This window comes from Stenotrophomonas sp. YJH_SMC_6 (genome assembly GCF_059371335.1).
This window is the reverse complement of record NZ_JCAFUM010000007.1, coordinates 111,926-136,465: the sequence shown is the minus strand read 5'-3', so window position 1 is coordinate 136,465 and position 24,540 is coordinate 111,926. Positions and strand designations below refer to the sequence as shown.

Below are 24,540 nucleotides of genomic sequence, written 5' to 3'. Positions count from 1 at the left end.
GGAATGAGCGGGGACGAGTGTCGCCGCCAACCCTATACGCATCGAGGTAGAGATGGCCCCCCGCAACCGCCAAGGGCTTTACGACCCGCGCTCCGAGCGCGATGCCTGTGGATTTGGCATGGTCGCCCAGCTCGACGATCAACCATCGCGCCTGTTGGTTGATACCGCCATCGCCGCGCTTTCGCGCATGACCCACCGTGGCGGTGTCGCCGCCGATGGCCTGACCGGTGATGGCTGCGGCCTGCTGCTGCGCCGCCCCGATGCGTTCCTGAAACTGCTGGCGAGTGAGGCCGGCATTGCCGTCGCCGCACGCTTCGCCGCCGGCCTGGTGTTCCTGCCGCATGACGCCGACGCGGCGCAGGCCTGCCGCGCGCAGCTGCAGGCGCAGGTGGAAGCGGTGGGCTGCAAGGTCGCTGGCTGGCGCGAGGTACCGACCGACGACAGCGTCTGCGGCCAACTGGCGCGCGACACGCTGCCGCGCATCGAGCAGGTGTTCGTCGATGCCGGGGTTGGCCAGGATGATGCCGGCTTCGCACTGGCGCTGTTCCTGGCCCGTCGCCGCAGCGAACAGCAGCTGCGCGAACACGCCGACTTCTACGTCGCCACCCTCACCCCGGATGCGATCAGCTACAAGGGCATGGTGCTGCCGGACAAGCTCAGCCGCTTCTTCCCGGACCTGCAGCGCCGCGAGCTGGCCTCCAGCGCGATCGTGTTCCACCAGCGCTTCTCGACCAACACGCTGCCGCGCTGGCCGCTCGCCCACCCGTTCCGCATGCTCGCCCACAACGGCGAGATCAACACCATCGAGGGCAATCGTCGCTGGGCGCAGGCGCGCAGCAAGGTGTGGAAGACGCCGCGCTTCGATATTGGTGAATTCGACCCGGTCATCTCCATGCACGGTTCGGATTCGCAGAGCCTGGACAACATGCTGGAGCTGATGGTCGCCGGTGGCATGGAGCTGATCCAGGCGCTGCGCATCCTGGTGCCGCCGGCCACCCAGTCGCTGGAGTTCAAGGACCCGGACCTGGCCGCGTTCTACGAGTTCCACGGCCTGAACAGCGAGCCGTGGGATGGCCCGGCCGGCATCGTTGCCTGCGACAGCCGCTACGCCGTCTGCACCCTCGACCGCAACGGCCTGCGCCCGGCGCGCTGGATGCTGACCGCCGACCGCCACTTCCTGGTCGCCTCCGAGGCCGGCGTGTGGGAAGTGCCAACCGAGCGCGTGGTGCGCAAGGGCAAGCTCGGCCCCGGCGAGATGATCGCCATCGACCTCAAGCGCGGCGACCTGCTCGACTCCGACGCGGTGGACCGCATCAACCGTGGCCGCGCGCCGTACAAGCAGTGGCTGCAGCAGGGCGTGACCTACCTGCAGACCGAACTGATCGACCCGTCGCTGGTGGAAGAGCCGTTCGACGAAGCCACCCTGCGCAGCTACCACAAGCTCTACCAGCTCAGCAGCGAGGAAGTGGAGCAGGTGCTGCGGCCGCTGGCCGAGACCGAGCAGGAAGCCACCGGCTCGATGGGCGACGACACGCCGATGGCGGTGCTGAGCCAGCGCAGCCGCCCGCTGTACGACTATTTCCGCCAGGCCTTCGCGCAGGTCACCAACCCGCCGATCGATCCGCTGCGCGAAGACTGCGCGATGTCCCTGTCCACCCAGCTCGGCAAGGAGACCAACATCTTCCATGCCGGCCCGGAGACGGTGAACCACGTCATCCTCAACTCGCCGGTGCTGAGCCAGCGCAAGCTGCGCCAGCTGCTGAAGATGGAGCAGTACGTGCAGGCCAACCGCCTGCTCGACCTGTCCTACAGCGAGGACGAGGGCCTGCGCGCCGGCATCGAGCGCATCTGTGCCGAGGCCGAACAGGCCGCGCGCGATGGCATGGTGATGCTGCTGCTGTCCGACCGCTACCCGGTGGCCGGGCGGCCGATGGTGCACGCGCTGCTGGCCACCAGTGCCATCCACCACCACCTGTCGCGGCTGGGCCTGCGCTGCGACGTGAATCTCATCGTCGAGACCGGCACCGCGCGCGACCCGCACCACATGGCGTGCCTGCTCGGCTTCGGCGCCACCGCGGTATACCCGTACCTGGCCTACCAGACCCTGTTCGACCTGGGCCGCCGCGGCATCCTCAAGCTGAGCAAGGGCGGTGAGCAGTCGCAGATCGGCCGCCGTTACCGCAAGGGTGTCTACAAGGGCCTGTCGAAGATCATCTCGAAGATGGGCATCTGTACCGTGGCCAGCTACCGCGGCGCGCAGCTGTTCGAGATCATCGGCCTGGAACCGGAAGTGGTGGACCTGTGCTTCCCGGATACGGCCTCGCGCATCGGTGGCGCTGGCTTCGCGCGCCTGGATGCCGACGCACGCGAGCTGTGCGCACAGGCCTGGGACGCGCAGCAGGACGTGGACGTGGGCGGCCTGCTGAAGTACGTGCACGGCGGCGAGTACCACATGTACAACCCGGACGTGGTCACCACCCTGCAGCGCGCGGCGCGCAGCGGTGACCCGCGTGCCTGGCAGCAGTACTGCGATGCCGTGCATGCACGGCCGCCGTCGGCGCTGCGCGACCTGCTGGAACTGGTGCCGGCGGCCACGCCGGCACCGCTGGACGAGGTGGCTCCGGCCAGTACCCTGTTCCCGCGCTTCGATACCGCGGCGATCAGCCTGGGCGCACTGTCGCCGGAAGCACATGAAGCATTGGCCATTGCCATGAACCGCCTCGGCGGCCGCAGCAATTCCGGCGAAGGCGGCGAGGATCCCGCCCGCTATGGCACCGCAAAGCGCAGCAAGATCAAGCAGGTCGCCTCGGGCCGCTTCGGCGTCACCGCCGAATACCTGGTCAACGCCGAAGTGCTGCAGATCAAGGTCGCGCAGGGCGCCAAGCCCGGCGAGGGCGGCCAGCTGCCGGGCCACAAGGTGAACGAACTGATCGCGCGCCTGCGCTATGCCCGGCCCGGGATCGGCCTGATCTCGCCGCCGCCGCACCACGACATCTATTCGATCGAAGACCTGGCGCAGCTGATCTACGACCTCAAGCAGGTCAACCCGACCGCGCTGGTGTCGGTGAAGCTGGTCAGCCATGCCGGCGTGGGTACGATCGCCGCCGGCGTGGTCAAGGCCGGTGCCGACCTGATCACCATCTCCGGCCATGACGGTGGCACCGGAGCCTCGCCGGTCAGTTCGATCCGCTATGCCGGCGTGCCGTGGGAACTGGGCGTGGCCGAAGCGCACCAGGCGCTGCTGGCCAACGACCTGCGCGGGCGCACCCTGCTGCAGACCGATGGTGGCCTGAAGACCGGCCTGGACGTGGTCAAGGCCGCGCTGCTGGGCGCGGACAGCTTCGGCTTCGGCACCGCGCCGATGATCGTGCTGGGCTGCAAGTACCTGCGTATCTGCCACCTCAACAACTGCGCCACCGGCGTGGCCACCCAGGACGAGCGCCTGCGCGAGAACCACTTCACCGGCCAGCCCGAACGCGTGGAGAACTTCTTCCGCCTGCTGGCCGAGGAAGTGCGCGGCTGGCTGGCGTACCTGGGTGCACGTTCGCTGGAAGAGATCGTCGGCCGTACCGACCTGTTGCGGCAGATCGAGGCCGCGCCGCGTGACGGCGTGCGCGTGGACCTGTCGCGCCTGCTGGCCGATGCCCGTTACGAGGGCAGCCACTGCGCCGCCCAGCGCCTGTACGAATCGCCGGACAGCCTGGCCACGCAGATGGACGGCCTGCTGGCGCCGGCCATCGAGCACAAGCGCGGTGGCGAGCATCGCTTCCTGATCCACAACACCGACCGCAGCATCGGCACCCGACTGGCCGGTGCGGTGGCGCGCGCGCACGGCAACCAGGGCATGGCCGAGGCGCCGCTGGAACTGCGCTTCCGTGGCAGCGCCGGGCAGAGCTTCGGCGCGTTCAACGTGGGCGGCCTGCATCTGGAAGTGGAAGGCGAAGCCAACGACTACGTCGGCAAGGGCATGGCCGGCGGCCGTCTGGTGGTGCGCCCGCCGCGTGGCGCGCGCTTCGAAGCGCGCAGCACCGCGATCATCGGCAACACCTGCCTGTACGGCGCCACCGGTGGCGAGCTGTTCGCCGCTGGCCGCGCCGGCGAGCGTTTCGCGGTACGCAATTCCGGCGCGCTGGCGGTGGTGGAAGGTGCCGGTGACCACTGCTGCGAGTACATGACCGACGGCGTGGTGCTGGTACTGGGCAAGGTCGGCCTGAACTTCGGTGCCGGCTTCACCGGCGGCCTGGCCTACGTGCTGGACGTCGACCGCGACTTCGTCGACCGCTACAACCACGAGCTGATCGACATCCATCGCGTCTCCGCCGAGGGCTTCGAGAACTACCGCCAGCACCTGCACCGCCTGATCGGCCGCCACCGCGAGCTGACCGGCAGCATCTGGGCGCAGCAGATCCTGGACGAGTTCCGCGATTACATCGGCAAGTTCTGGCTGGTCAAACCGAAGGCCGCCAGCATCGAGTCGCTGACCGAAACCCTGCGACGCGCCGCGTAACGGTAGTGCCGGCCGCTGCCGGCAACCCAGGACCACGTAGTGCCGGCCGCTGGCCGGCAACCGCAAAACACCACAGAGCCCGCCATGAGCCGCAAGCACGCCTTCCAGTTCCTCGACCTGCCCCGCACCATGCCGCAGCGCATTCCGGTGGAACTGCGCACGTCCGGCGACTGGGGCGAGTTGTACGGCAAGTTCGGTAAGGAAGATGCCCAGTACCAGGCTGGTCGCTGCCTGGACTGCGGCAACCCCTACTGCAGCTGGAAGTGCCCGGTGCACAACGCCATTCCACAGTGGCTGCAGCTGGTGCAGGAAAACCGCATCCACGAAGCGGCCACGCTGTGCCACAGCACCAACCCGCTGCCGGAAGTGTGCGGCCGGGTCTGCCCGCAGGACCGGCTGTGCGAGGGCAGCTGCACGCTGGAAGAGTTCGGCGCGGTCACCATCGGCGCGGTCGAGAAGTACATCGTTGATACCGCGCTGGCCACGGGCTGGCGCCCGGACCTGGGCGCGGTGCAGCCGACCGGCCACAGCGTGGCGGTGATCGGTGCCGGCCCGGCCGGGCTGGCCTGTGCCGACCGTCTGGCGCGCGCCGGCATTGCCGCCGTGGTCTACGACCGCTACGAGCAGATCGGCGGCCTGCTGCAGTTCGGCATTCCCAGCTTCAAGCTGGACAAGGATGTGATCCACCGCCGCCGCGAAGTGCTCGAAGGCATGGGCGTGCAGTTCCGCCTCGGTGTGGAGATCGGCCGTGACCTCAGCGTGCAGCAGCTGCTGGACAGCCACGATGCGGTGTTCGTCGGTACCGGTGCCTACCGCTATACCGACGGTGGCCTCGACGGCCAGGACCTGAAGGGCGTGCTGCCGGCACTGCCGTTCCTGGTGCAGAACAGCCGCATCGTCGGCGGCGATGATCCGAAGGGCCGGCCGATTGCCGGCTGGGAAGACAGCATCGCCCTGCCCGACCTCAACGGCAAGCGCGTGGTGGTGCTGGGCGGCGGTGATACCGGCATGGACTGCGTGCGCAGCGCGGTGCGGCTGGGCGCGGCCAAGGTCACCTGTGCCTACCGCCGCGACGAAGCCAACATGCCCGGCAGCGCGCGCGAAGTAGCCAATGCGCGCGAGGAAGGCGTGCGGTTCCTGTTCAACCGCCAGCCGCTGTCGATCGAAGCCGGCGCCGACGATGAGGTGATCGGCGTGACCGTGGTCGAAACCCGGCTGGGTGAGCCCGATGCCAATGGCCGCCAGAATGCGGTGCCGATCGACGGCAGCGAATCGCTGCTGGAGGCCGATGTGGTGATCATCGCCTTCGGCTTCTCGCCAACCGTGCCGGCGTGGCTGGCCGAGCACGGCGTGGAAGGCCGGTCCAACGGCCGCATCGTGGCTGGCGGCAAGGACCGCCTGCCATTCCAGACCGCGCACCCGCGCCTGTTCGCCGGCGGTGACGCAGTGCGTGGCGCCGACCTGGTGGTGACCGCCGTGGCCGAAGGCCGCGACGCCGCCGCCAGCATCATCCGCCTACTGGCGCACTGATTCCGGCGCCAGCAGCACGGCCAGCAAGCCCCGCAGTTCCTGCGCCGCCACCGGCTTGGCCAGGAAATGATCGATGCCCGCTTCGCGGCAGGCCTCGCGGGTGCGATCCAGCGCGCTGGCCGTGAGCGCGATGATCGGGACCTGCGCGCGAACCGCGCAGGCGTCGGCGCGGATGGCCCGTGCCAAGGCAAAGCCATCCATGTGCGGCATGTGGCAGTCGGTGATGACCAGGTCGAACGCCCGCGCCTGCCAGGCCTCGAAGGCCTGGCGACCATCGGTGCAGGCGTGCACCTGCAGACCCAGATCATGCAGGCGCTGCTCCAGCAGGTGCAGGTTGGTGGGGTGATCTTCAGCTACCAGCACCCGGGCCGACGACAGTGGCCGCGCCGCCTCTGCCGGAAGCGGCAATGCCTCGGCAGGCAACTCACAGGCGTCCAGATCCAGTTCCAGCCACACGGTGGTGCCCTTGCCTGGCGCGCTGCGCAGGCACAGTTCTGCTTCCATCGATGCAGCCAGTTCACGGCAGATCGCCAGGCCCAGGCCGCTGCCACCGAAACGGCGCGTTGTCGATGCCTCGGCCTGGGTGTAGGCAGCGAACACCGCCTGTTGCCGTTCCGGGCTGATGCCCACCCCGCTGTCACTGACCTGCAGGCGAAGACGTTGGCCGCGATCGTGCTGCTGCAGCACCTGCACCTGCAGATCCACGCCGCCATGCTCGGTGAACTTGAGCGCGTTGCCGGCAAGGTTGAACAGGATCTGGCGCAGGCGCAGGCCGTCGGCCAGCGATCCGGCCTGCAATTCCGGATCAAGTTGGATCCGCAGATGCAGGCCCCGGCTGGCCGCCACCGGCATCAGCAACTGCTGCACCGCGCGCACCAGTGCCGCCACGTTCGTGGGTCGCAGCTGCAGCGGCAGTGCCTGCAGCCGTTGGCTGTGCAGCACGTCGTCCAGGATCTGCCGCAGCATCTGGGCAGCATCACCCACGGTCACCAGCACCTGTTGCTGGCGATGATCCAGATCGCTGCCCTCCAACCGCTCGAGCATGCCCAGCAGGGTGCTCATCGGCGTACGGATCTCGTGGCTCATGGTTGCCAGGAAGTGGGCCTTGGCCAGCGCTGCCTGCTCGGCCGCACGGCGCGCCTCGGCCAGCGCATGGGTGCGCGCCTGCACTCCGCTTACGTCGATCCAGTAGCCACTCCACTCGACGTCGCCGCTGTCCAGGGACAGCGGCCGTCCATGCGAGTGGACCCAGCGCCAGCCTTGTGGCGAGCGCGTGCGGAAGGTGACATCGATCGGGCCCCGCGCCAGGGCGGCGGCGTCGACGGTGTCCATCAGCCGCGAGCGATCATCGGGATGAACCGCTGCCAGCAGGCGCTGATGATCGATCAGGGCGGTTTCCACGCTGATTCCGAACAACGCCTGCACGTCGCCTGCGATCTGGGGAAAGCTGTAGTGGCCGGTGGCAGAGCGACGCGCCTGATAGACCACCGCTGGCAGGTTCGAGGTCACCTCCTGCAGGCGTTGCGCAGCCACGCGGCGACGCTCGCTCTCGCGATGCACGCGCCAGTAGCCGAAGGCGTACACCAGCATGAGCGCCAGCAGGGTCAGCGAGGCCGGCACCAGCCAGCGCAGGGGGGACGCAGAGGGTGGGTGTCGCGGCTGGTTCGGCAGCCAGGACGTGCGGATCGCCTCGCGTTCGTTCGCGGTCAGCTGCGACACGGTCCGCTCGAACGCCGGGATGACGTCGGCGCAGGCGGGCACGGTGGCCAGCACCGGCGCGTCGTCGATTCCGGCCGGCGCAGCGATTACCAGCGGCTCGCCCTGATAGTGGCGCAACGCGGCCTCGACCTCTCCAAGATTGGCGACCACGGCATCGACCAGGCCCGTGCCCAGCAGTGACAGGGCGTCGTCGATGGGGGCGGGGGGCAACAGCTGCACGCCAGACGCCTGTTCGGTCAGCGCCCCGACCAGCGACAGCGGGTCGGGACTGGCCACGGTGCCTCCGCGCAACGCCTCCAGGCCCAGCACCGGCGATGCATCCCGGCGCCGCACGATGACCTGTGGCAGCTGCACGTAGGGCGCACTGGCCACCCACCCCGTCGGCAACTGCGAGCGCGACCAGCCCAGCAGTGCCTGGACGTCGGGCGGCACCGTTCCCTCGGCGATGGCGGCGGTTGGCAATGGCTGCATCTGCAGTGGTCGCTGCGCGCCCAGCAGCTTCAGGTACTGCGCACTGAGCCCGCGCGGCTGGCCCTGCTCGCTGGAGGACAACGGCGCGCGGTCGGCGGGCCAGGCAATGCGCAGCGGCGTCCTGCAACCCGCAGCGGCGGCCAGGGCAGGCAACAGCAGGCCGGCCACGACCGCGGTGGCGGCACGCAGGCCAGCGGCGTTCACGATGGGCATCCTCTTCTGGCGGGCGGAATGAACGGCCGCGCAGCGGTACCGCTGCCTATTACGCTAGCGGCGCGTGGACTAGGCGCAATGAAGAAAGTTGTAAAAACACCAAGATAGGTGAATGGCGACATACACTGCCGCTTTCACCCGTATCTGCGGAGCATTCGATGCGCATCGGCCTGGCTGCCAACCGTCTCCATCACCACGACGCGCGCGCCGCCCTGTTCCGCTGGCTGCGCGCCAGCGAACCCGGCCTGCGCGAGCTGGGCGTGTCGCTGCACGCGGTCGGCCGCACCCATGACGCGATACAGCGACAGGGCTTCCTGACCGGATACGCGGGCCTGCATCGCTACCCCTATGGTCGCGAGGGTGGCTTGATGAAGCTGGTGGCCGAGGTGGTTGGCATGGGGCCGGATCGGACACTGGATGGCGCGGTCTACCTGATCGATCCGGTCGATCCATCCTCGGTGTTTCCGGAAGCCACGGCGCTGAAGCGGCAGTGCGTGATCCACGGCAAGCCTTTCATTTCCACCGTGGCCACCGCGCGCGACTGGATCGAGGTGGAACGCATCCATGCCGGACTGGCTGCCGATGCTGGCGCCGACGACCTGCATGCGTTCGAAGGACAGACGCTGGCGCTGATCGCGCACGACGCGATGAAGCCGGCGATGCTGGCCTTCGCCGATGAGCACTTCGATGTGCTGGCGCGGTTCGGTGAGCGGGTGGCAACCGGAACCACCGGCCAGCGCTTGAACGAGCTGGCGTGGAGCCGTGGCTGGCCCAGCGATACGCTCTGGGTGACGCGCTACCAGAGCGGCCCGATGGGCGGCGATGCGCAGATTGCCGACCGGGTACTGGAAGGGCGCTGCCAGCGCGCGATCTTCTTCGAGGATCCGCACGTGGCGCGCCAGCATGAGGCGGATATCCAGCTGCTGGAGCGCGCGGTGACGACGGTGACCGACCAGGCGGTGTGCATTACGGCGCCGCGGGTGGCGGCGCGCTGGGCGGCGGCGGCGGCGTTGCGGGCGAGGTGAGGATTTCGGCCAACGGCTGAGCCCCTCGTGGTGGGTGGTATCCGAAGGCAAAGCCGTGCTTGCCCGGGCGGGGTGGATTGCGCAGGGGTCGCTGCAAGTACGTCCTTGTAAGCTCGGTTGCCGCATCCATGCGGCTCACGCCCCTGCGCAACCCACCCCGCCCGGCCACGGACAGATTCCGGTGTGCCCACCACGGAAGAAAGAAAAGAAGAGCAGGAGCGGGTCGCGCGCTGCGCGCGCTCATGGCGCGTTGCCAGGGCGGGGAATGCTCATCCTCTGCGCAGACCCTGTGCAGCGTCGAGCCTGCCCGACTGACCGGCCCACTCTCTGGAGGAAAGCCCCTTCTGTTGAAGGGGCGCGCCGAAGGCGGGGGTAGAGGAAGAATACGTGGGCAACTGCTGTAGCGCTGGCGCTACAGCAGTTGCCGCAGCATCGCCTTCAGTCGGCGGCCTTCCAGCTGGAAGTAGTCGCGCTGTTCGCGCCAGGCGGGGAAGCGTTGTTCCACTTCGTGCCAGAACGCGGGCGAGTGGTTGGGCTGGATCAGGTGGCAGAGCTCGTGCACCAGCACGTACTCGAACGCTTCCGAACGACCGAGCACGAGGGCCAGGTCCAGTGCCATGCTGCCATCGGGGGCGAGCGAGCCCCATTGCGAGGACATCACCTTCAATCGCAGGCGGCTGGGTGCGCGCGGCAGTGTGGGCAGGTACTTCGGCAGCCAGCGGCCGACGTCGGCGCGGGTCTGTGCTTCGTAGAACTCGCGCAGCAGGCGACGCAGGGTGGCGTCACCACCACGTGTCGGCCACTGCACGCAGGCACCATGCGCGTCGATCTCCAGGCGCGCGTAGCGGCCTTCCTGCCAGCGCAGCGGCAACAGTTCGCCGCGCAGGGGCAGCACGCCGTCTTCGCCGGGCTGCAGCGGTGCCGGCAGGCCCTGGCCCTGGTACTGGCGCAGCTGCAGTGCCAGCCAGTCGCGGTGCTGTTCCAGGAAGCGTTCGCCCATCACCAGGCTTGCGCGCGGCGGCAGGGTCAGGCGCGCGCCGCGTTCGTCCACGCTCAGCTTGATGCGGCGCGCACGCGGATCGCGCACGCGCAGTACCTCGATCTCGGCATCCTCCAGGCGCAGGCGAACGGTGTCGCGCTGTACGGTGGCGGGCGGGGTCGGGCTGATCAGGCGGCGCAGCAGACGGCTCATGCGCCCAGCATAGCGCCGCTTCGGGCCGCCGGATGACCGGCGGCCGTCGGGCTGCCTGTTCAGTCAGCCTTGCTGAGCTTGAAGGCTTCTTCCAGCAACAGGAACAGACGGCGGATCTCGGCGCTCTGCAGGGCGAAGCGAGCGTCGAACTCGGCGCGGCGGCCGTCTTCGTCGGCATGCTCCAGCTGGTCCAGGGCGCCGTCGAGGAACTTCAGCTTGCGCACGATCAGGTCGTCGCCGATGACGAACGACAGGTTGTCCTCGAAGATCAGCGCCAGCTTGGTCACCTGCTTGCCGGCGTCCAGGTGCTTGTCGATCTCGTCGCAGCGCAGTTCCTGGTGCTGGCACTTGACCACCGCGCCGCCTTCCACCGGGTCCTTCATCTCGCACTCTTCGCCCAGGCTCAGCCCGGTCGGCAGCGGCTCGCCGGCGATCCAGCCGGTCAGGATCGAACGCGGCGCCACTTCGGCGTTCAGCGGCATCGCCGGGAAGCTGCCGAGCAGGCCGCGGATGTCGGACATGAAGTACTCGCCGGTCTTGCGGCTGGAGGTATCCACCGCCACGTAACCGTGCTGCAGGTCGATGAAAGCGTCGTTGCGCGAGGACTTCACGAAGGCGCGCGGCAGCAGTTCATGCAGCAGGTCGTCCTTCATGCGCTTGCGTTCGCGGCCACCCGGGCGGCGGCCTTCCTTCTCCTCGATCTCCTCCAGCTTGCGCTCGAGCAGGTCGTTGACCACCGCCGCCGGCAGGATCTTGTCCTCGCCGCCCACGGTCAGCCACAGGTGTTCGGCGATGCGGTGGGAGAGCAGTTCCTTCTCCTCGCGGCCGAACGGCGAGATGAAGCCGCGCGAATTCATTTCCAGTGCGCCGACCGGCTTCAGCAGGGCGTGCGGCAGCAGCGTATCGACTTCGGAAAAATCGGTGGTGGTCGGGAAACGGAAGAACGTCAGGTTGCGAAAGAACATGGAATTCCGGATGGCAAAGAGGAAGGGCGACCGACCTTAAACGGTGGGCGTCTCGGGATCTGCGTCGGCGTCGGCCGGGGAACCGGCCAGCCAGGCATGGGCGTCAGGCAGCGGCGCGTCGTCGCGACGGCCCAGCGCCATGAAGTCGAACAGGGTGGTGTCGGCCAGCTGCGAGGGCCGGACTTCGCCCATGGCGCGCGCGATCTGCTCGATGCGGCCCGGGTGGTCCTTCTCCCACTGCTTCAGCATCAGGCCGACCTGGCGGCGCTGCAGGTTCTCCTGGCTGCCGCACAGGTTGCAGGGAATGATCGGGAACTGGCGTGCCTGCGCGTAGTCGACGATGTCGCTCTCGCGCACGTAGGCCAGCGGCCGGATCACCACATGCTTGCCGTCATCGCTGCGCAGCTTCGGCGGCATGCCCGACAGCTTGGCGTGGTGGAACAGGTTCATGAAGAACGTGGCCACCATGTCGTCGCGGTGGTGGCCCAGCGCGATCTTGGTGAAGCCGTGGGTCTCGGCGTAGTTGTACAGCGCACCACGACGCAGGCGCGAGCACAGCGAACACATGGTCTTGCCTTCCGGGATGACCCGGCTGACCACCGAATAGGTGTCCTGCTCGATGATGTGGTACGGCACGCCCAGGCCTGCCAGGTATTCCGGCAGCACGTGCTCGGGGAAGTCCGGCTGCTTCTGGTCCAGGTTCACCGCCACCAGCTCGAACGGCACCGGCGCCTTCTTCTGCAGCTGCAGCAGCACGTCCAGCAGGGTGTAGCTGTCCTTGCCGCCGGACAGGCAGACCATCACCTTGTCGCCGGCCTCGATCATGCCGAAGTCGGCAATCGCCTCGCCGACCTGGCGGCGCAGGCGCTTGGCCAGCTTGTGCTGCTCGCGCTCGGCCACGCGCGGATCGCGGGCGGCGCGCGGCTGGGGATCAGGGAGGGAAATCACGGCACTCATGGGCTCCATTCTAACGGCTCGGAGCGGCCACGGCCGGGGGTCGGGATTCCCCTCTCCCGGCGGTCATCATCGCTGTGTATCCTCGAAGCCGTGGATACCTACGACCCCGCCGAGATTGTCGAACGCCTCGCCGCCCTGCGCGCCGAGCACCGCCTGCTGGATGAACAGATCACCCGCATGGCCGCCAACGGCGAGGACGAGCTGGAATCCAAGCGCCTGAAGCGGCGCAAGCTGCAGTTGAAGGACTGCATTGCCAGGCTGGAAAGCCTGCAGATTCCCGACGAACCGGCCTAAAGACCGTCCTGGTGGGTGCCAACCCTGGTTGGCACGGCTGGAAGGTGTGGACCAAGGTCCACACCCACCGCAGGACCCGGCGCTGCCTTCAATCCTGCGGCGCCGGCTCGTCCGGGCGTGCCGCTTCCGGGCTGACCCGTTCGATGGTGTGGCGCAGTTCGCGGCCAAGGATGAACTTGGCGTCCTTGGCCCAGGCATCCAGGCGCTCGTCGAACAGCAGCTTGCTGTTCTCGTCCGGCCACACCAGGCGCAGTTCGCGCAGCTTCTGGATGAAGCCGCGGAACAGGGTGCGGTCGAAGAACTCCGGCGCGGCCGGTGCATAGAGCAGGCTCAGACGCTGCGCCGCCTGCTGGCACAGGCTTTCCAGCTCGGCCGCGCCCAGCACGCCCGGGCCGTTCTTCACCAGCACCGAAATGGCGATGTAGTAGCGCTCGAACGCCTGCTGCAGCGAGTGGCCGATCGCACGCAGGCGGAACACCTCGTCGGTCTGCCCGGTGTTGCGCGCCAGGATGCCGCCGTCGTCGTCATTGACGTTCTGCAGCAGGCCCTCACGCACGAACACGTTGATGGTCTGGTCGATGCGCTGTGCGAATTCGTCCTCGCTCCACGGCAGGAACAGCTCGGCCTGCAGGAACGGGTACACCGTGCGGCCCAGCTGGACCAGGCCGGTACGGCTCATGCGGCGGTTGTTCTGGAAGCAGCAGGCCACCCACGACGAGGCGGTGAACAGGTGCAGCACGTTGTTGCGGAAGTAGCTCAGCAGCACGGCGGTATCGCCGCTGACGCTGAGCACGTCGCCCAGCGGGTGCTTGATGCGGGTGAGGACGTTGATTTCCTCGGCGTGGGCGATGATCCGCTCCGGCGAGTGCGGGGTCACCGTCACCCGGTCCGAATACGGCATCTCGACCAGCAGCGTCTTGCACAGCTCGATCTGCGCGATCAGGTCGGCCTCGCCCATCGCGTGCTTCGGCGTGGACAGCAGGGCCAGCGCCAGCAGGTTGATCGGGTTGACGTCGGCAGCGCCGTTGATGCGCACCTGGATGCGTTCGGCCAGCGTGTCCACCGTGGTCGACAGCCACGCCGGTTTTTCGTCCTCGGACACCGCCTCGCCCTTCCACTCCGGCGCCTTCTCGGCCAGTACGTCGTTCAGTGCTATCGGTTCGCCGAAGTTCACCACCACCTGGCCGTAGTTCTGCTTGAGCACCTTGGGGATGCCCCACAGCAGCGACCAGATCGATTCCTTTTCCTTCGGCCGGCCGGACAGTTCGTCCAGGTAGCTGCCGCCCTCCATCAGCTTCTCGTAGCCGATGTAGATGGGCTGGAACAGCACCGGTTTGCGCGGCTGGCGCAGGAACGCACGCAGCGTCATCGAGATCATGCCGCCCTTGGGCTGCAGCAGTCGGCCGGTACGCGAGCGGCCGCCTTCGACGAAGTACTCCAGCGAGTAGCCGCCGGCCACCAGCTGCGCGACGTACTCACTGAGCACCGCCGAGTACAGCGCGTTGCCACGGATCGAGCGGCGGATGAAGAACGCACCGCCCTTGCGCAGCAGGGTACCGACCACCGGCAGGTTCAGGTTGATGCCGGCCACGATGTGCGGCGGCACGATGCCACGGTCGTACAGCAGGTAGGACAGGAGCAGGTAGTCCATGTGGCTGCGGTGGCTGGGCACGTAGACCACTTCGTGGCCCGGCGCGGCGGCCTTGAACTTGTCCAGGTGGTGCACCAGCACGCCCGCATAGATGCGGTTCCACACGTGGCTGAGCATGAAGCTGGCCGAGCGCACCACCGGGCTGGAATAGTCCGCGGCGATTTCCCAGGCGTAGGCGTGTGCCTTCTTCCAGGCATCGGCCGGCTTCGAGTTGTCGCGCTTGGCCTGCGAGGCGATCGCTTCGCGCACCGGTTCGGCGGCCAGCACCTGGTCCACCAGCAGGCGCCGCGTCGACAGGTCAGGGCCGATCACCGATTCACGGATGCGGCGGAAATGCGTACGCAGCACGCGCTGCAGCTTGCGTACCGTGCGCTCCGGCTCCAGGCCTTCGTCCACGGTGCTGCGCAGCGAGATCGGCGGCGCGAAGCGGACGATGGTACTGCGGCCGTTGAGCAGCACCGCCAGCAGGCGGCGGAAGCGGCCGACCAGCGCCCAGTTTTCCGAGAACAGCACGGCGAACCAGCCGCTCTGCTTGTCCGGCGCGCGGCCGACGAAGATCGACACCGGCACCAGGTGCACGTCCAGGTCATCGCGCACACGATGGGCCTGCAGCACCTTGGCCAGCGAATCGGAGTGGGTCTTTGCGCCACGCTGCTCGGGGATCAGCGAGTTGCTGGAGCTGCGCCGCGACAGCGCCAGGTAGGCGCGCTTGCGGCCGGTCGGGTCACCGGCCAGCGGCACCAGCGGCGACGGCAGGCCGGCCTGGCGGCAGGCCTTGTCCAGGATCAGCGCGTTGGACAGGCCGTAGTCTTCCAGCACGTACATGACCGGGCGGCCATCGTTGTACTGGCCCGGGTCTTCCGGCTCGATCTTCAGCGACAGCCACGGCTCGACCAGGCGGCCCAGCAACCGTGCCCACAGTGGGCGTCGGCCGGCCGGACGCGCGTGCGCGGGCGGCGGTACCGGGTTCGGGCCGGTACCGGTCGAGGGGGACGCCGGCACCGTATCGGCGGGCGTCGACTGGGATTCTTCGCCGGGGAACGGCAGCGGGTTCTGTTTCGACATCGGCGCCATTATGGCTTAGGCGGCGGCGTTGCCGCTTCCCCACCCTCGGCGGGGGCTTCAGCCGGTGACGGCGACGCAGCGGCGCGGGCCGCATCGGCCTTGCGCAGCAGGGCGTCGGTATCGGCCAGGGTGCGGGTCAGGTACCAATGGCCTTCGCGGCGGCTCAGCGGCAGCTGCAGGCTCATCTCGCGACCGGCTAGGTCGTAGTGCAGGCGTACCAGGGCGTTGTCACCCTCCACTGACAGCAGTTCGCCGCGCACGCTGCGCAACGCGTCGTCCACGCCCAGCCCGTAGCTGCCCAGCACCGCCTTGAGGGTGTGGATGAACGGCGCCAGCTGCGCCAGGCTGCCTTCCATGCCCGCGGCCTGCAGGCCGGCTTCGTCCTCGAAACCGACCTTGTTGGCGGCGCCGACCAGCGCGGCGATGGTGCTGCGTGCGCGGGCCCGGTCACTGATCGGGGCACCCTGCGCCCAGCTGGCCAGGGTTTCGACCAGGGCGATGTAATGCGCCTGTTGGCCAGGCGTATAGCCCTTCTGGTGGCGCAGGTACTGCACACCGAAGTTGCCCATCGATTGCGCGGCCTGGCGAACCGCGCCGGCCTGTCCGGCCAGCTGGCGATCGAAGCTGCGCTGCAGTTCGGCGCTGGCGTTGGGCTTGCGCAGTGCGGCCAGCATCGGCAGCAGCTGGTCGCCCAGCGGCAGTTCGGTCAGCGGCCACTGGCTGTGGCCTTCGGTCCAGGCCTGTTGCAGGCGCTGGTACTGGCTGGGCGGCACCGACAGCTTTGCATAGCCGACCAGATCGTCCTCGGCCAGGCGCAGCGCCATGGCCTGCACCGCCGCGACCGGCTCGGCCGCCGGCTTGGCCGGGTCCTGGGCCGATTCACGACACGCCGCCACGGCCAGCAGCAGCATGGCTGCCAGCCCCCATCCACGCGCAGACCTTCCTCGCACTGCCACGCTCATGCACTCGGACTCCCCGGACCGGTCCGCATCTTGCGGCCTGTGACGTGACAGCGGCAAGCCGGGACGTCACGGTTTCCGCTGTTGCTTGTGCAAGTCACTGATGGGAATAAAAAAAGAGCCGGGATCACGGGGATCACAGGCTCTTCAAACCGGCGCAGGGCCGATGGACAGTGTTGTGGCACATGTCCGGTCCGAGGACCGGATGGCGGCGATCCTACGCTGCCGTTCAAGTTAAGGCAACACTTCACCTATCGTCGTATAAATCATTGATTTTATTGATCCACCTGATGATGGGCGTAAAAGCAATGAAATCTACGGCAGGTTTTGCGGCGATTCGGGCACAACCGCTTGCTGGACGGATGCAGAAACGCCATCCCGCACGGGTCGGGATGGCGTTCGGGCCTGCAGCCTGCGCAACGGAATCTCAGCGCGCAGCCAGCGCCGACGCGATTTCCTGCTGGATGGCCCGCGCCGCGGCCTGCGGATCGGTGGCCAGGCGGATCGGGCGACCAACCACGATGGCATCGGCGCCATCGGCAAAGGCCTGGGCCACGCCAACGGTACGCTTCTGGTCATCGCCGACCGGGCCACCGGGGCGGATGCCCGGGCAGACGATCGAGAACCCGGCGCCGGTAGCGGCGCGGATCGGGCCGGCTTCCTGGCCCGAGGCGATCACGCCATCGATACCGGCCGCCTGCGCGGCCAGCGCGCGTTCGACCACTACGTCCACCGGTTCACGGTCGATGCCCATCTGCGCCAGGTCCGGGCGGCCCATCGAGGTCAGCACGGTCACCGCCAGCAGGCGCATGTCGCTGCTGTTGGCGGCGGCGCAGGCTTCCATCATCGCCGGGTGCCAGCCGTGGATGGTGGCGTAGCTGACCGGCCACTGCGACAGGCGCTTGATCACCGCCGCGGCAGTGGCCGGGATATCGAAGAACTTCAGGTCGACGAACACGCGCTTGTCGCGGCGGGCCAGCTCGTCCAGCACCTGGAAGTACTCGCCCGACGCCAGCAGTTCCATGCCGATCTTGTAGAACGCCACGCTGTCGCCGAGGCGGTCGACCCACTCCAGCGCCTGCGCGCGATCAGGCACGTCCAGCGCGAAGATCAGGCGCTCGTCATCGCGCAGCGGCAGCGGCGCGCGGCTCACGGCGCGTAGTCCAGGGCTGCGCGCTTGGCGTCGTGGCGGGCCTGGCGCGACTGGCTGTAGTCATTGTTGAACTGCGCCGGCTCGAAACCGCCGTAGGTCGGGTTCGGCAGCATCCACCAGCGCTCGCCGAACCAGTCGTGGTACTGCTGCAGCAGGGCGTCACGGCCTTCGTTGGTGTTGGCGGTCACTTCCACGAAGTCGCCCAGCTGGTCGCCGAACTGCATCAGCACGCGGTACTTCTGCCCGGCCAGGCGGCGGCGGCAGTTCTTCTCGCTGCCGGCCTGCTCGCAGCCTTCGACCACGGTGCCCAGGCCCAGGAACACGCTGTCATCGGCCACCGGCAGGCCCTGCTCGCGCAGGTTGGCCAGGGTCGCGTCCTTCAGGTGCACGGCGCGGTTGGAGATGTACAGCAGGGTTACGCCCTTGGCGTTGGCGGCCTTGGCGAAATCGACCACGCCCGGAATGGCCTTGGCCTTCTTTTCGGCCACCCACTGGTCCCAGCTCAGCTCGTCGTATTCCTTGCCGTCGCGCACCAGGCGCGCCTGGTAGGGCGAGTTGTCCAGCACGGTCTCATCCACGTCCAGCACCACGGCCGGCTTCAGGCCCTTGGCCTCGTTGCCGCGTTCCTCCGGCACCAGCGCATCCCAGTGCGTTTCCTTCAGCGCGGCGTCCAGGTGGTCGGCGGCGGCGCGGTAGGTCTGCTCGGTGATTGCCTTGTACTCCTGCGCGCGCTGCATCCACAGCACGGCGTTGAGATTGTCATTGGCGGTCGCATCAAGCGCGCCATCAGCCTTGGCAGCGGCGGCCGGGGCCTCCGGGGCAGCGGCTTCGGCAGCAGGCGCATCCACGCGCTTGCAGGCGGACAGGCCCAGCGCCGCAGTGGCGAGCAGGGTCAGGGACAGGGAAACGGGACGACGCATGGATTCACCGGCAATCAGATATACCGGCGCATTTTACCGGCAAAGGCGGCCCCGGGACGGCTATGCTTGGCGGTTGACCCGTTGCCCTTCCGGAGGCCGCCATGACCGATTCCGTCCAGACCCCCGACGTCCCCCTGCTCGACGCCGTGCAGGCCCGCCTGCTGGGCTGCCTGGTGGAAAAGGAGGCGACCACGCCGGACACCTATCCACTGACGGTCAATGCCGCCCAGTCGGCTGCCAACCAGAAGACTGCCCGCGAGCCGGTGATGAACATCGATGCCGGCAGCGTGCAGCACGCGCTGCGCCAGCTGGAGGCGTTGGGCCTGGCCCGCCAGCACTTCTCCTCGCGCGCGGACCGCTACGAGCACCGCCTGCAGGCCGCGCTGGACCTGACCCGGCAGCAGACCGTGCTGCTGGCGCTGCTGCTGCTGCGTGGGCCGCAGACGCTGGGCGAACTGATCACGCGCAGCGAGCGCCTGCACCGCTTCGCCGACGCCGACGAAGCCCGCCACGCCATCGAGCGCCTGCAGCAGCGCGCGCTGCTGGTGGTGCTGCCGCGCGCCAGTGGGCAGCGCGAAGACCGCTACATGCACCTGCTGTGCGGTGAAGTGGACGGTGCGGCGCTGGCGGCCAAGTACGCCAGCAGCGGCGGTGGCAGCAGCGATGCAGCCGACCCGGGCCTGGCCGAGCGCGTGGCCCAGCTGGAAGCGGCCGTGGCCGAGCTGCAGGCGCAGCTGGCCGAACTGCGCGGCTGAGGGGGTGGGTGCCGACCGTTGGTCGGCACTGCATCTGAATCGTGCCGACCAACGGTCGGCACCTACCAACATCAGGGGTCAGACCTGCGCCGCACCCGGCGTGGCATACAACCGGCTCGGGCTGTCCACGCCCGGCAGCTGGATCACCCCCCGCTCCTGCATGCCCAACCCCAGCAGGATCTTCCCGGACACCACGTTGTCCAGATCGGTGATGCCATACAGATCCTGCAGGCCCAGCCCAGCGCGCGCATGCGCGAACACTGCCCGCGCCGCCTCACCGGCATAGCCCTGCCCGGCGAATTCCGACAGCACCGCATAGCCGATGTCCGGACCCGGCAGCCCATCACGCCGTACCAGCCCGGCATTGCCCAGCCAGGCACCATCGGACAACCGCTCGATGGCATACATGCCAAAGCCATTCAACGCATAGCTGTGCAGCACACGCAGCGCGATGTAGTCCCGCGCCTGCTCCTCACTGCGCACATTGCGGTCGCCAATGAAGCGCACGAAGCCCGGATCATTCAACAGCGCCAGCATCGGAGCCGCATCGCGATCAGGCTCGATGGCACGCAGGCGCAGGCGTTCACTCTCGATCGGTTGCACAGGTGGACCTCCAGCCGAAACCCCGATTCTGCCTCAACCCCAGCTGCTGCTTTTGATTTTCTTTTTCTTTTCCGTGGCTGGCGCGCACGGGAACTGTCAGAGGCCGGGCGGGTGGGCTGGGCGGGACCGTCCGCGGCATGGATGCCGCGGCCGAGCCCCCATGGATGGGTTTACGGCGTGTCCCGACCGGCCCACCCGCCCGGCCCCCCACGAGTGCATTGCGAACGGCGCCAACCACGAGGGGCTGCGCCGTTCGCCGATCAGTCGAACAACGCCTCGATCGCCGCCAACCCCGCACTCGCCCGTTCCTTCTTGCGCGCCGCATCGGCCACCGGATCAGCGCCATCACGCTGGATCTCCTCGGCCGGGATCTCATCGAAGAACCGGCTCGGCTTCAGCCGCACATGCTCACCGAACTTGCGCGTCAGCTTGCTGTAACTCATCCACAGCTGGATCTTGGCGCGGGTGATGCCCACGTACAGCAGCCGCCGCTCTTCCTGCAGGTTGCCCTCGTCCAGGCTGACCTGGTGGGGCAGCACGCCATCCTCGCAGCCAACGATGAACACGTACGGGAATTCCAGGCCCTTGGAGGCGTGCATGGTCATCATGCGCACCTGGTTGCCACCCTCGTCCTTGTCGCTGCGTGACAGCAGCGCCAGCTGGCCGGCCAGGTCAGCGGCAGTGGCGCCGCGCGGGCCGCCCTCGAACCACTGCGCCAGTTCCTCGATGTTGTTGGCGCGGCGCTGGTAGCTGGCCTCTTCCTTGGCCTGCTGGCGCAGTTCGCTGAGCAGGCCCGATTCCTTGGCGACCTTGCGGATCATGTCGCCCGAGGTGACCTGGCGCATCTGCGCGCGCAGGTCGCGCAGGATGTCGGTGAAGCGGGCCAGGCTGTTGGCGGCGCGAGGCGGCAGCTGCTGCAGGGCGCCGATCGCCTCGGCAGCCTGCGCCATCGGCATGTCCTTTTCCTGCGCCAGCTCGGCCAGCCTGGCCAGCGTGCCGGCACCGACGTCGCGCTTGGGCGACTGCACCGCACGCATGAACGCGGTGTCGTCGTCTGGATTGACCAGCAGCCGCAACCAGGCCAGCGTGTCCTTCACTTCCTGGCGCTCCAGGAACACGGTGCCGCCGGTCAGGTGGTAAGGGATGCGCAGCAGCTGCATCGCCTTTTCCAGCGGCCGTGACTGGAAGTTGCCGCGGAACAGGATGCAGAAATCACTCCATGGCACGTTGCGCGACTGGGCCACGAAGGCGATCTCGGCCGCGACCTTTTCCGCTTCGTGTTCGCTGTTGCGGCACTCCCATACGCGGATGCGTTCGCCGTCGGCCTGGTCGCTCCACAGCTTCTTCAGGTGCTCATGCGGGTTGTTGGCGATCAGCGCATTGGCGGCGCGCAGCACGCGGTTGGAGCAGCGGTAGTTCTGCTCCAGCTTTATGATCTCCAGCGTGGGATAGTCGCGCCCCATCTGCTGCAGGTTTTCCGGATTGGCGCCGCGCCAGGCGTAGATCGACTGGTCATCGTCACCCACGCAGGTGAAGTTGCCCTTATCGCCGGCCAGCTGCTTGAGCAGCCGGTACTGCGCGTCGTTGGTATCCTGGCATTCGTCCACCAGCAGGTAGCCGATGCGCTCGCGCCAGGCCAGCGCGATCTCCGGATTTTCCTCCAGGATCTGCACCGGCAAACGGATCAGGTCATCGAAGTCGACCGCATTGAAAGCCGTCAGGCGCAGCTGGTAGCGCTCGTAGACGCTGGCTGCTTCCTTCTCGCGGTTGCTGCGCGCGGCGGCCATCGCCTGCTCGGGCGACAGGCCGGCGTTCTTGGCGCGCGACACCAGGTTCTTCATGTCCTCGATATCGTCGGGCTTGGCCCCGTACATCAGGTCCTTGATCTGCGCAGCGGCATCATCGGCATCGAAGATCGAGAAGCCACGCTTCAGGCCCACGGCCGCGTGTTCGATCTGCAGGAACTTCAGGCCCAGCGCATGGAAGGTGCAGATGGTCACCTCGTCGGCGTCCTGCTCGCGCAGGCGCTTGGCCACACGCTCGCGCATTTCCTTGGCCGACTTGTTGGTGAAGGTGATCGCTGCGATGCGGCGTGCCGGGTAGCGGCCGCTGCCGATCAGGTGGGCGATCTTTTCCACGATCACGCGCGTCTTGCCGCTGCCCGCGCCGGCGAGCACCAGCAACGGACCTTCGATATGCAGGACGGCGGCGGCTTGGGGGGGATTGAGACCGTGCATGGGGATGGGATTGTAGCGGGGCCGCAGCGGGCGGACCTGACTTGCATGCACACCGTTCCTAAGCTATTGATTCGCCACCGGAGCACTGGAGCCAGGTGCATGCGCCCGACCGCCTCTGCCGCCCTGCTGGGCACCCTGCTGTTGCTGCTGGCGCCGTTGGACGCCCGCAGCGCGGACTGCGCGCCCGATCCTGGCGCATCGTTGCGGTCTGCGCTGATGACCCAGGGCTTCCTGCAGGCTCATCCTGACCTGCACTGGCGCGAGCTGGGCCTGCAGTCGTGGCGACAGGGCCGGCCCGATCATGCGCTGGTGCGCTTCAAGCGGGCAGCCGCGCACGCCGACAAGCTGTCGCAGTCGCTGGTCGCGCGCATGTACCAGGAGGGCACGGGTACCGCCCCTGATCCGGTGCTGGCCTACATCTGGATGGACCTGGCCGCCGAACGCGGCTACCGCGACCTGCTGCTGGAGCGCGAGCGCTACTGGAACCGCCTGGATGCCGCGCAGCGGCAACGGGTGCTCACCGAAGGGCCGGCGCTGTATGCGGCCTACGGCGATGCCACGGCCAAGCCACGCATGGAGGCTGCCATGCGCGTGGACCGCCGCCGCTTGACCGGCAGCCGTACCGGCTGGGTCAGCTCGATGCTGCAGGTGGAACTGTCCGACGGCCCGGAAGCCGGCTGGCCGACCCGTGGCGATGACTACTATCGGGATGCGTACTGGGACCCTGCAGCGTACTGGTGCATGCAGGACCGCATCTGGGAACAGGAATTCCGCGGCCGCAGCGTCGAGGTCGGCCCACTCAGCCCCGTGGAAGGCGCGGGGCGCTGACGTTTCCCGCCAACCGTCCTGACCGGAGGCTTCTTCGATGCCCATCCGGACCTGTTCTGGCGCAGCATGGCCCAGCGGGCCGAACGGGACAGACAGCCCGCCAGGGCGCTGGACTACTACAAGCGTTCGGCGCGCTACGCCGACAAGTTCTCCCAGGCCATGGTGGCGCGGCTGTACCAGGAGGGCGTCGGTACCCGGGCCGATCCGGTGATGGCCTACATCTGGATGGACCTTGCCGCCGAGCGCATGTATCACGACTTCCTGGTGCTGCGGGAGCACTACTGGGCACGCCTGGACGCACTGCAGCAGGCACAGGCGATCGAGCGCGGCCAGCAGATCTATGCCGACTATGGCGACCGCGTGGCCAAGCCTCGCATGGAGCGCGCCCTCAGGGACGGCCGCCAGCAGATCACCGGCAGCCACCTCGGGTACGTGAGCTCCGGCCTGATCGTCGTCCAGCGCCGCGGCAACGAGCAGGGCATCGTGACGCCGGGCAGCATCGTCTACGACAACGACTACTGGCGCGCCGCCGACTACTGGTGCCTGCAGGACAACTACTGGCGCCCCGCGCTGACCCCCAGCGTCGAGATAGGACGGCCGGACACGGTCCGCGACGACAAGGCGGTGGACGACTAGAATTGGCCGATGGCCAAGCTCTATTTCTACTATTCGGCGATGAACGCCGGCAAGACCACGACCCTGCTGCAGAGCGCGCACAACTACCGCGAACGCGGCATGCGGGTGGCGATCCTGACCCCGCGCCTGGATGATCGTGCCGGCGCCGGCGTGGTGGCCTCGCGTATCGGCCTGCGTGCGGACGGCATGGCCTTCGATCGTGACACCGACCTGCAGCACTGGGTCGAACAGGACCTGGCCGCCAACGGCCCGATGGGCTGCGTGCTGGTGGATGAAGCGCAGTTCCTCACGCGCGCCCAGGTCTGGCAGCTCAGCGAGGTGGTCGACCAGCTGCGCATTCCGGTGCTGTGCTACGGCCTGCGCACCGATTTCCGCGGCGAGCTGTTCGAGGGCAGCCAGTACCTGCTGGCCTGGGCCGACGAGATGCAGGAGATCAAGACCATCTGCCACAGCGGGAAGAAGGCGACGATGACCGTGCGCGTAGACGAACATGGCCATGCGGTGAAGGATGGCCCGCAGGTGGAGATCGGTGGCAACGACCGCTACGTGTCGGTCAGCCGTGCCGAGTTCAAGAAGATCACCCGCGGGGAAGGGCGGATCGATCCGGCGCAGGCACCCCTGCCGCTGTAAGGGGGGTCTTGTGCAGGGCTTACAGCCCTGCACCCGCGGTAGTGCCGGCCGCTGGCCGGCAACAGCAACAGCTAGAGCTGGCATTGCGTGGGATGGTGGGCCGGTGTGGGTGGGCAGGACACGCCGTAAACCCGTCCCTGGGGGCTCGATGGCGCCATCCATGGCGCCAACGGTCCTGCCCACCCACACCGCCCCACCTCTGACAGTTTCACGCGGCTGTTGGTGGGTGC

At 68.0% G+C, this 24,540-nt stretch carries 18 protein-coding genes; 8 read left to right on the top strand and 10 right to left on the bottom strand.

Annotated elements, in window-relative coordinates; all coding sequences use genetic code 11:
- The first annotated feature begins 52 nt into the window (after nt 1–52).
- On the top strand, nt 53–4,507 hold the full coding sequence (gltB, locus tag AC5P9N_RS09840; RefSeq protein WP_154329118.1) for a glutamate synthase large subunit: 4,455 nt from the start codon (nt 53–55) through the stop codon (nt 4,505–4,507).
- An 84-nt stretch (nt 4,508–4,591) separates the two neighbouring features.
- Nucleotides 4,592–6,037, top strand: a complete 1,446-nt coding sequence (locus AC5P9N_RS09835; RefSeq protein WP_005407507.1) for an FAD-dependent oxidoreductase — start codon at nt 4,592–4,594, stop codon at nt 6,035–6,037.
- Here AC5P9N_RS09835 and AC5P9N_RS09830 read toward each other — a convergent pair.
- Nucleotides 6,023–8,431: a response regulator gene (locus tag AC5P9N_RS09830; RefSeq protein WP_148239692.1), complete on the bottom strand. Its 2,409-nt coding sequence runs from the start codon at nt 8,429–8,431 to the stop codon at nt 6,023–6,025. The two genes, AC5P9N_RS09835 and AC5P9N_RS09830, sit on opposite strands and share 15 nt — an antisense overlap.
- A 167-nt stretch (nt 8,432–8,598) precedes the next feature.
- Between AC5P9N_RS09830 and AC5P9N_RS09825 the strand changes: the two genes are divergently transcribed.
- Nucleotides 8,599–9,465: a methylglyoxal synthase gene (locus AC5P9N_RS09825; protein WP_099485046.1), complete on the top strand. Its 867-nt coding sequence runs from the start codon at nt 8,599–8,601 to the stop codon at nt 9,463–9,465.
- A 412-nt stretch (nt 9,466–9,877) separates the two neighbouring features.
- Here AC5P9N_RS09825 and AC5P9N_RS09820 read toward each other — a convergent pair whose 3' ends face one another.
- Genes AC5P9N_RS09820 through ttcA form a run of 3 tightly spaced genes read right to left on the bottom strand, consistent with a single transcriptional unit; the run spans nt 9,878 to nt 12,579 of the window.
- On the bottom strand, nt 9,878–10,657 hold the full coding sequence (locus tag AC5P9N_RS09820; protein WP_032128692.1) for a M48 family metallopeptidase: 780 nt from the start codon (nt 10,655–10,657) through the stop codon (nt 9,878–9,880).
- A gap of 59 nt (nt 10,658–10,716) precedes the next feature.
- Entirely contained in the window at nt 10,717–11,622 is a 906-nt protein-coding gene (locus AC5P9N_RS09815) for a recombination-associated protein RdgC (RefSeq protein WP_005411825.1), read from the bottom strand.
- Nucleotides 11,623–11,658: 36 nt separating this feature from the next.
- On the bottom strand, nt 11,659–12,579 hold the full coding sequence (ttcA, locus tag AC5P9N_RS09810) for a tRNA 2-thiocytidine(32) synthetase TtcA (protein ID WP_171956739.1): 921 nt from the start codon (nt 12,577–12,579) through the stop codon (nt 11,659–11,661).
- 90 nt (nt 12,580–12,669) lie between these two features.
- Between ttcA and AC5P9N_RS09805 the strand changes: the two genes are divergently transcribed.
- Complete coding sequence (locus AC5P9N_RS09805; protein WP_005411823.1) at nt 12,670–12,873, top strand: YdcH family protein; 204 nt, start codon at nt 12,670–12,672, stop codon at nt 12,871–12,873.
- An 88-nt stretch (nt 12,874–12,961) separates the two neighbouring features.
- On the opposite strand, the gene plsB is transcribed toward AC5P9N_RS09805, so the two are convergent.
- The 4 genes from plsB to AC5P9N_RS09785 all read right to left on the bottom strand — a co-directional run bounded on the left by plsB (nt 12,962) and on the right by AC5P9N_RS09785 (nt 18,621).
- The gene (plsB, locus tag AC5P9N_RS09800; protein ID WP_099485045.1) at nt 12,962–15,598 is read right to left on the bottom strand and encodes a glycerol-3-phosphate 1-O-acyltransferase PlsB; all 2,637 of its coding nucleotides are present in this window, start codon (nt 15,596–15,598) and stop codon (nt 12,962–12,964) included.
- A complete protein-coding gene (locus tag AC5P9N_RS09795; RefSeq protein ID WP_043035303.1) occupies nt 15,598–16,551 on the bottom strand; it encodes a hypothetical protein in 954 nt (317 codons plus the stop codon). Before AC5P9N_RS09795 ends, plsB begins: the two co-directional genes overlap by 1 nt.
- 424 nt (nt 16,552–16,975) lie before the next feature.
- Nucleotides 16,976–17,701, bottom strand: coding sequence for an orotidine-5'-phosphate decarboxylase (gene pyrF, locus AC5P9N_RS09790; RefSeq protein WP_005411820.1), 726 nt, complete (start codon nt 17,699–17,701; stop codon nt 16,976–16,978).
- A complete protein-coding gene (locus AC5P9N_RS09785) occupies nt 17,698–18,621 on the bottom strand; it encodes a 5'-nucleotidase, lipoprotein e(P4) family (RefSeq protein WP_099485044.1) in 924 nt (307 codons plus the stop codon). The genes pyrF and AC5P9N_RS09785 overlap by 4 nt, the downstream gene beginning before the upstream one ends.
- Before the next feature lie 101 nt (nt 18,622–18,722).
- On the opposite strand from AC5P9N_RS09785, the gene AC5P9N_RS09780 reads away from it, so the two are divergent.
- Nucleotides 18,723–19,376: a YceH family protein gene (locus AC5P9N_RS09780; RefSeq protein ID WP_005407496.1), complete on the top strand. Its 654-nt coding sequence runs from the start codon at nt 18,723–18,725 to the stop codon at nt 19,374–19,376.
- A gap of 78 nt (nt 19,377–19,454) precedes the next feature.
- Here AC5P9N_RS09780 and AC5P9N_RS09775 read toward each other — a convergent pair whose 3' ends face one another.
- Nucleotides 19,455–19,979, bottom strand: a complete 525-nt coding sequence (locus tag AC5P9N_RS09775) for a GNAT family N-acetyltransferase (RefSeq protein WP_005407495.1) — start codon at nt 19,977–19,979, stop codon at nt 19,455–19,457.
- 260 nt (nt 19,980–20,239) lie between these two features.
- The gene (locus tag AC5P9N_RS09770) at nt 20,240–22,216 is read right to left on the bottom strand and encodes a UvrD-helicase domain-containing protein (RefSeq protein WP_043035302.1); all 1,977 of its coding nucleotides are present in this window, start codon (nt 22,214–22,216) and stop codon (nt 20,240–20,242) included.
- 99 nt (nt 22,217–22,315) lie between these two features.
- Here AC5P9N_RS09770 and AC5P9N_RS09765 point away from each other — a divergent pair, with 99 nt between their 5' ends.
- From AC5P9N_RS09765 to AC5P9N_RS09755, 3 genes are all read left to right on the top strand, one after another.
- Nucleotides 22,316–23,044, top strand: coding sequence for an SEL1-like repeat protein (locus AC5P9N_RS09765; protein ID WP_099472599.1), 729 nt, complete (start codon nt 22,316–22,318; stop codon nt 23,042–23,044).
- Nucleotides 23,045–23,110: 66 nt separating this feature from the next.
- Complete coding sequence (locus tag AC5P9N_RS09760) at nt 23,111–23,680, top strand: SEL1-like repeat protein (RefSeq protein ID WP_154329116.1); 570 nt, start codon at nt 23,111–23,113, stop codon at nt 23,678–23,680.
- 9 nt (nt 23,681–23,689) lie between these two features.
- Entirely contained in the window at nt 23,690–24,310 is a 621-nt protein-coding gene (locus tag AC5P9N_RS09755; protein ID WP_005407490.1) for a thymidine kinase, read from the top strand.
- Nucleotides 24,311–24,540 lie beyond the last annotated feature (230 nt).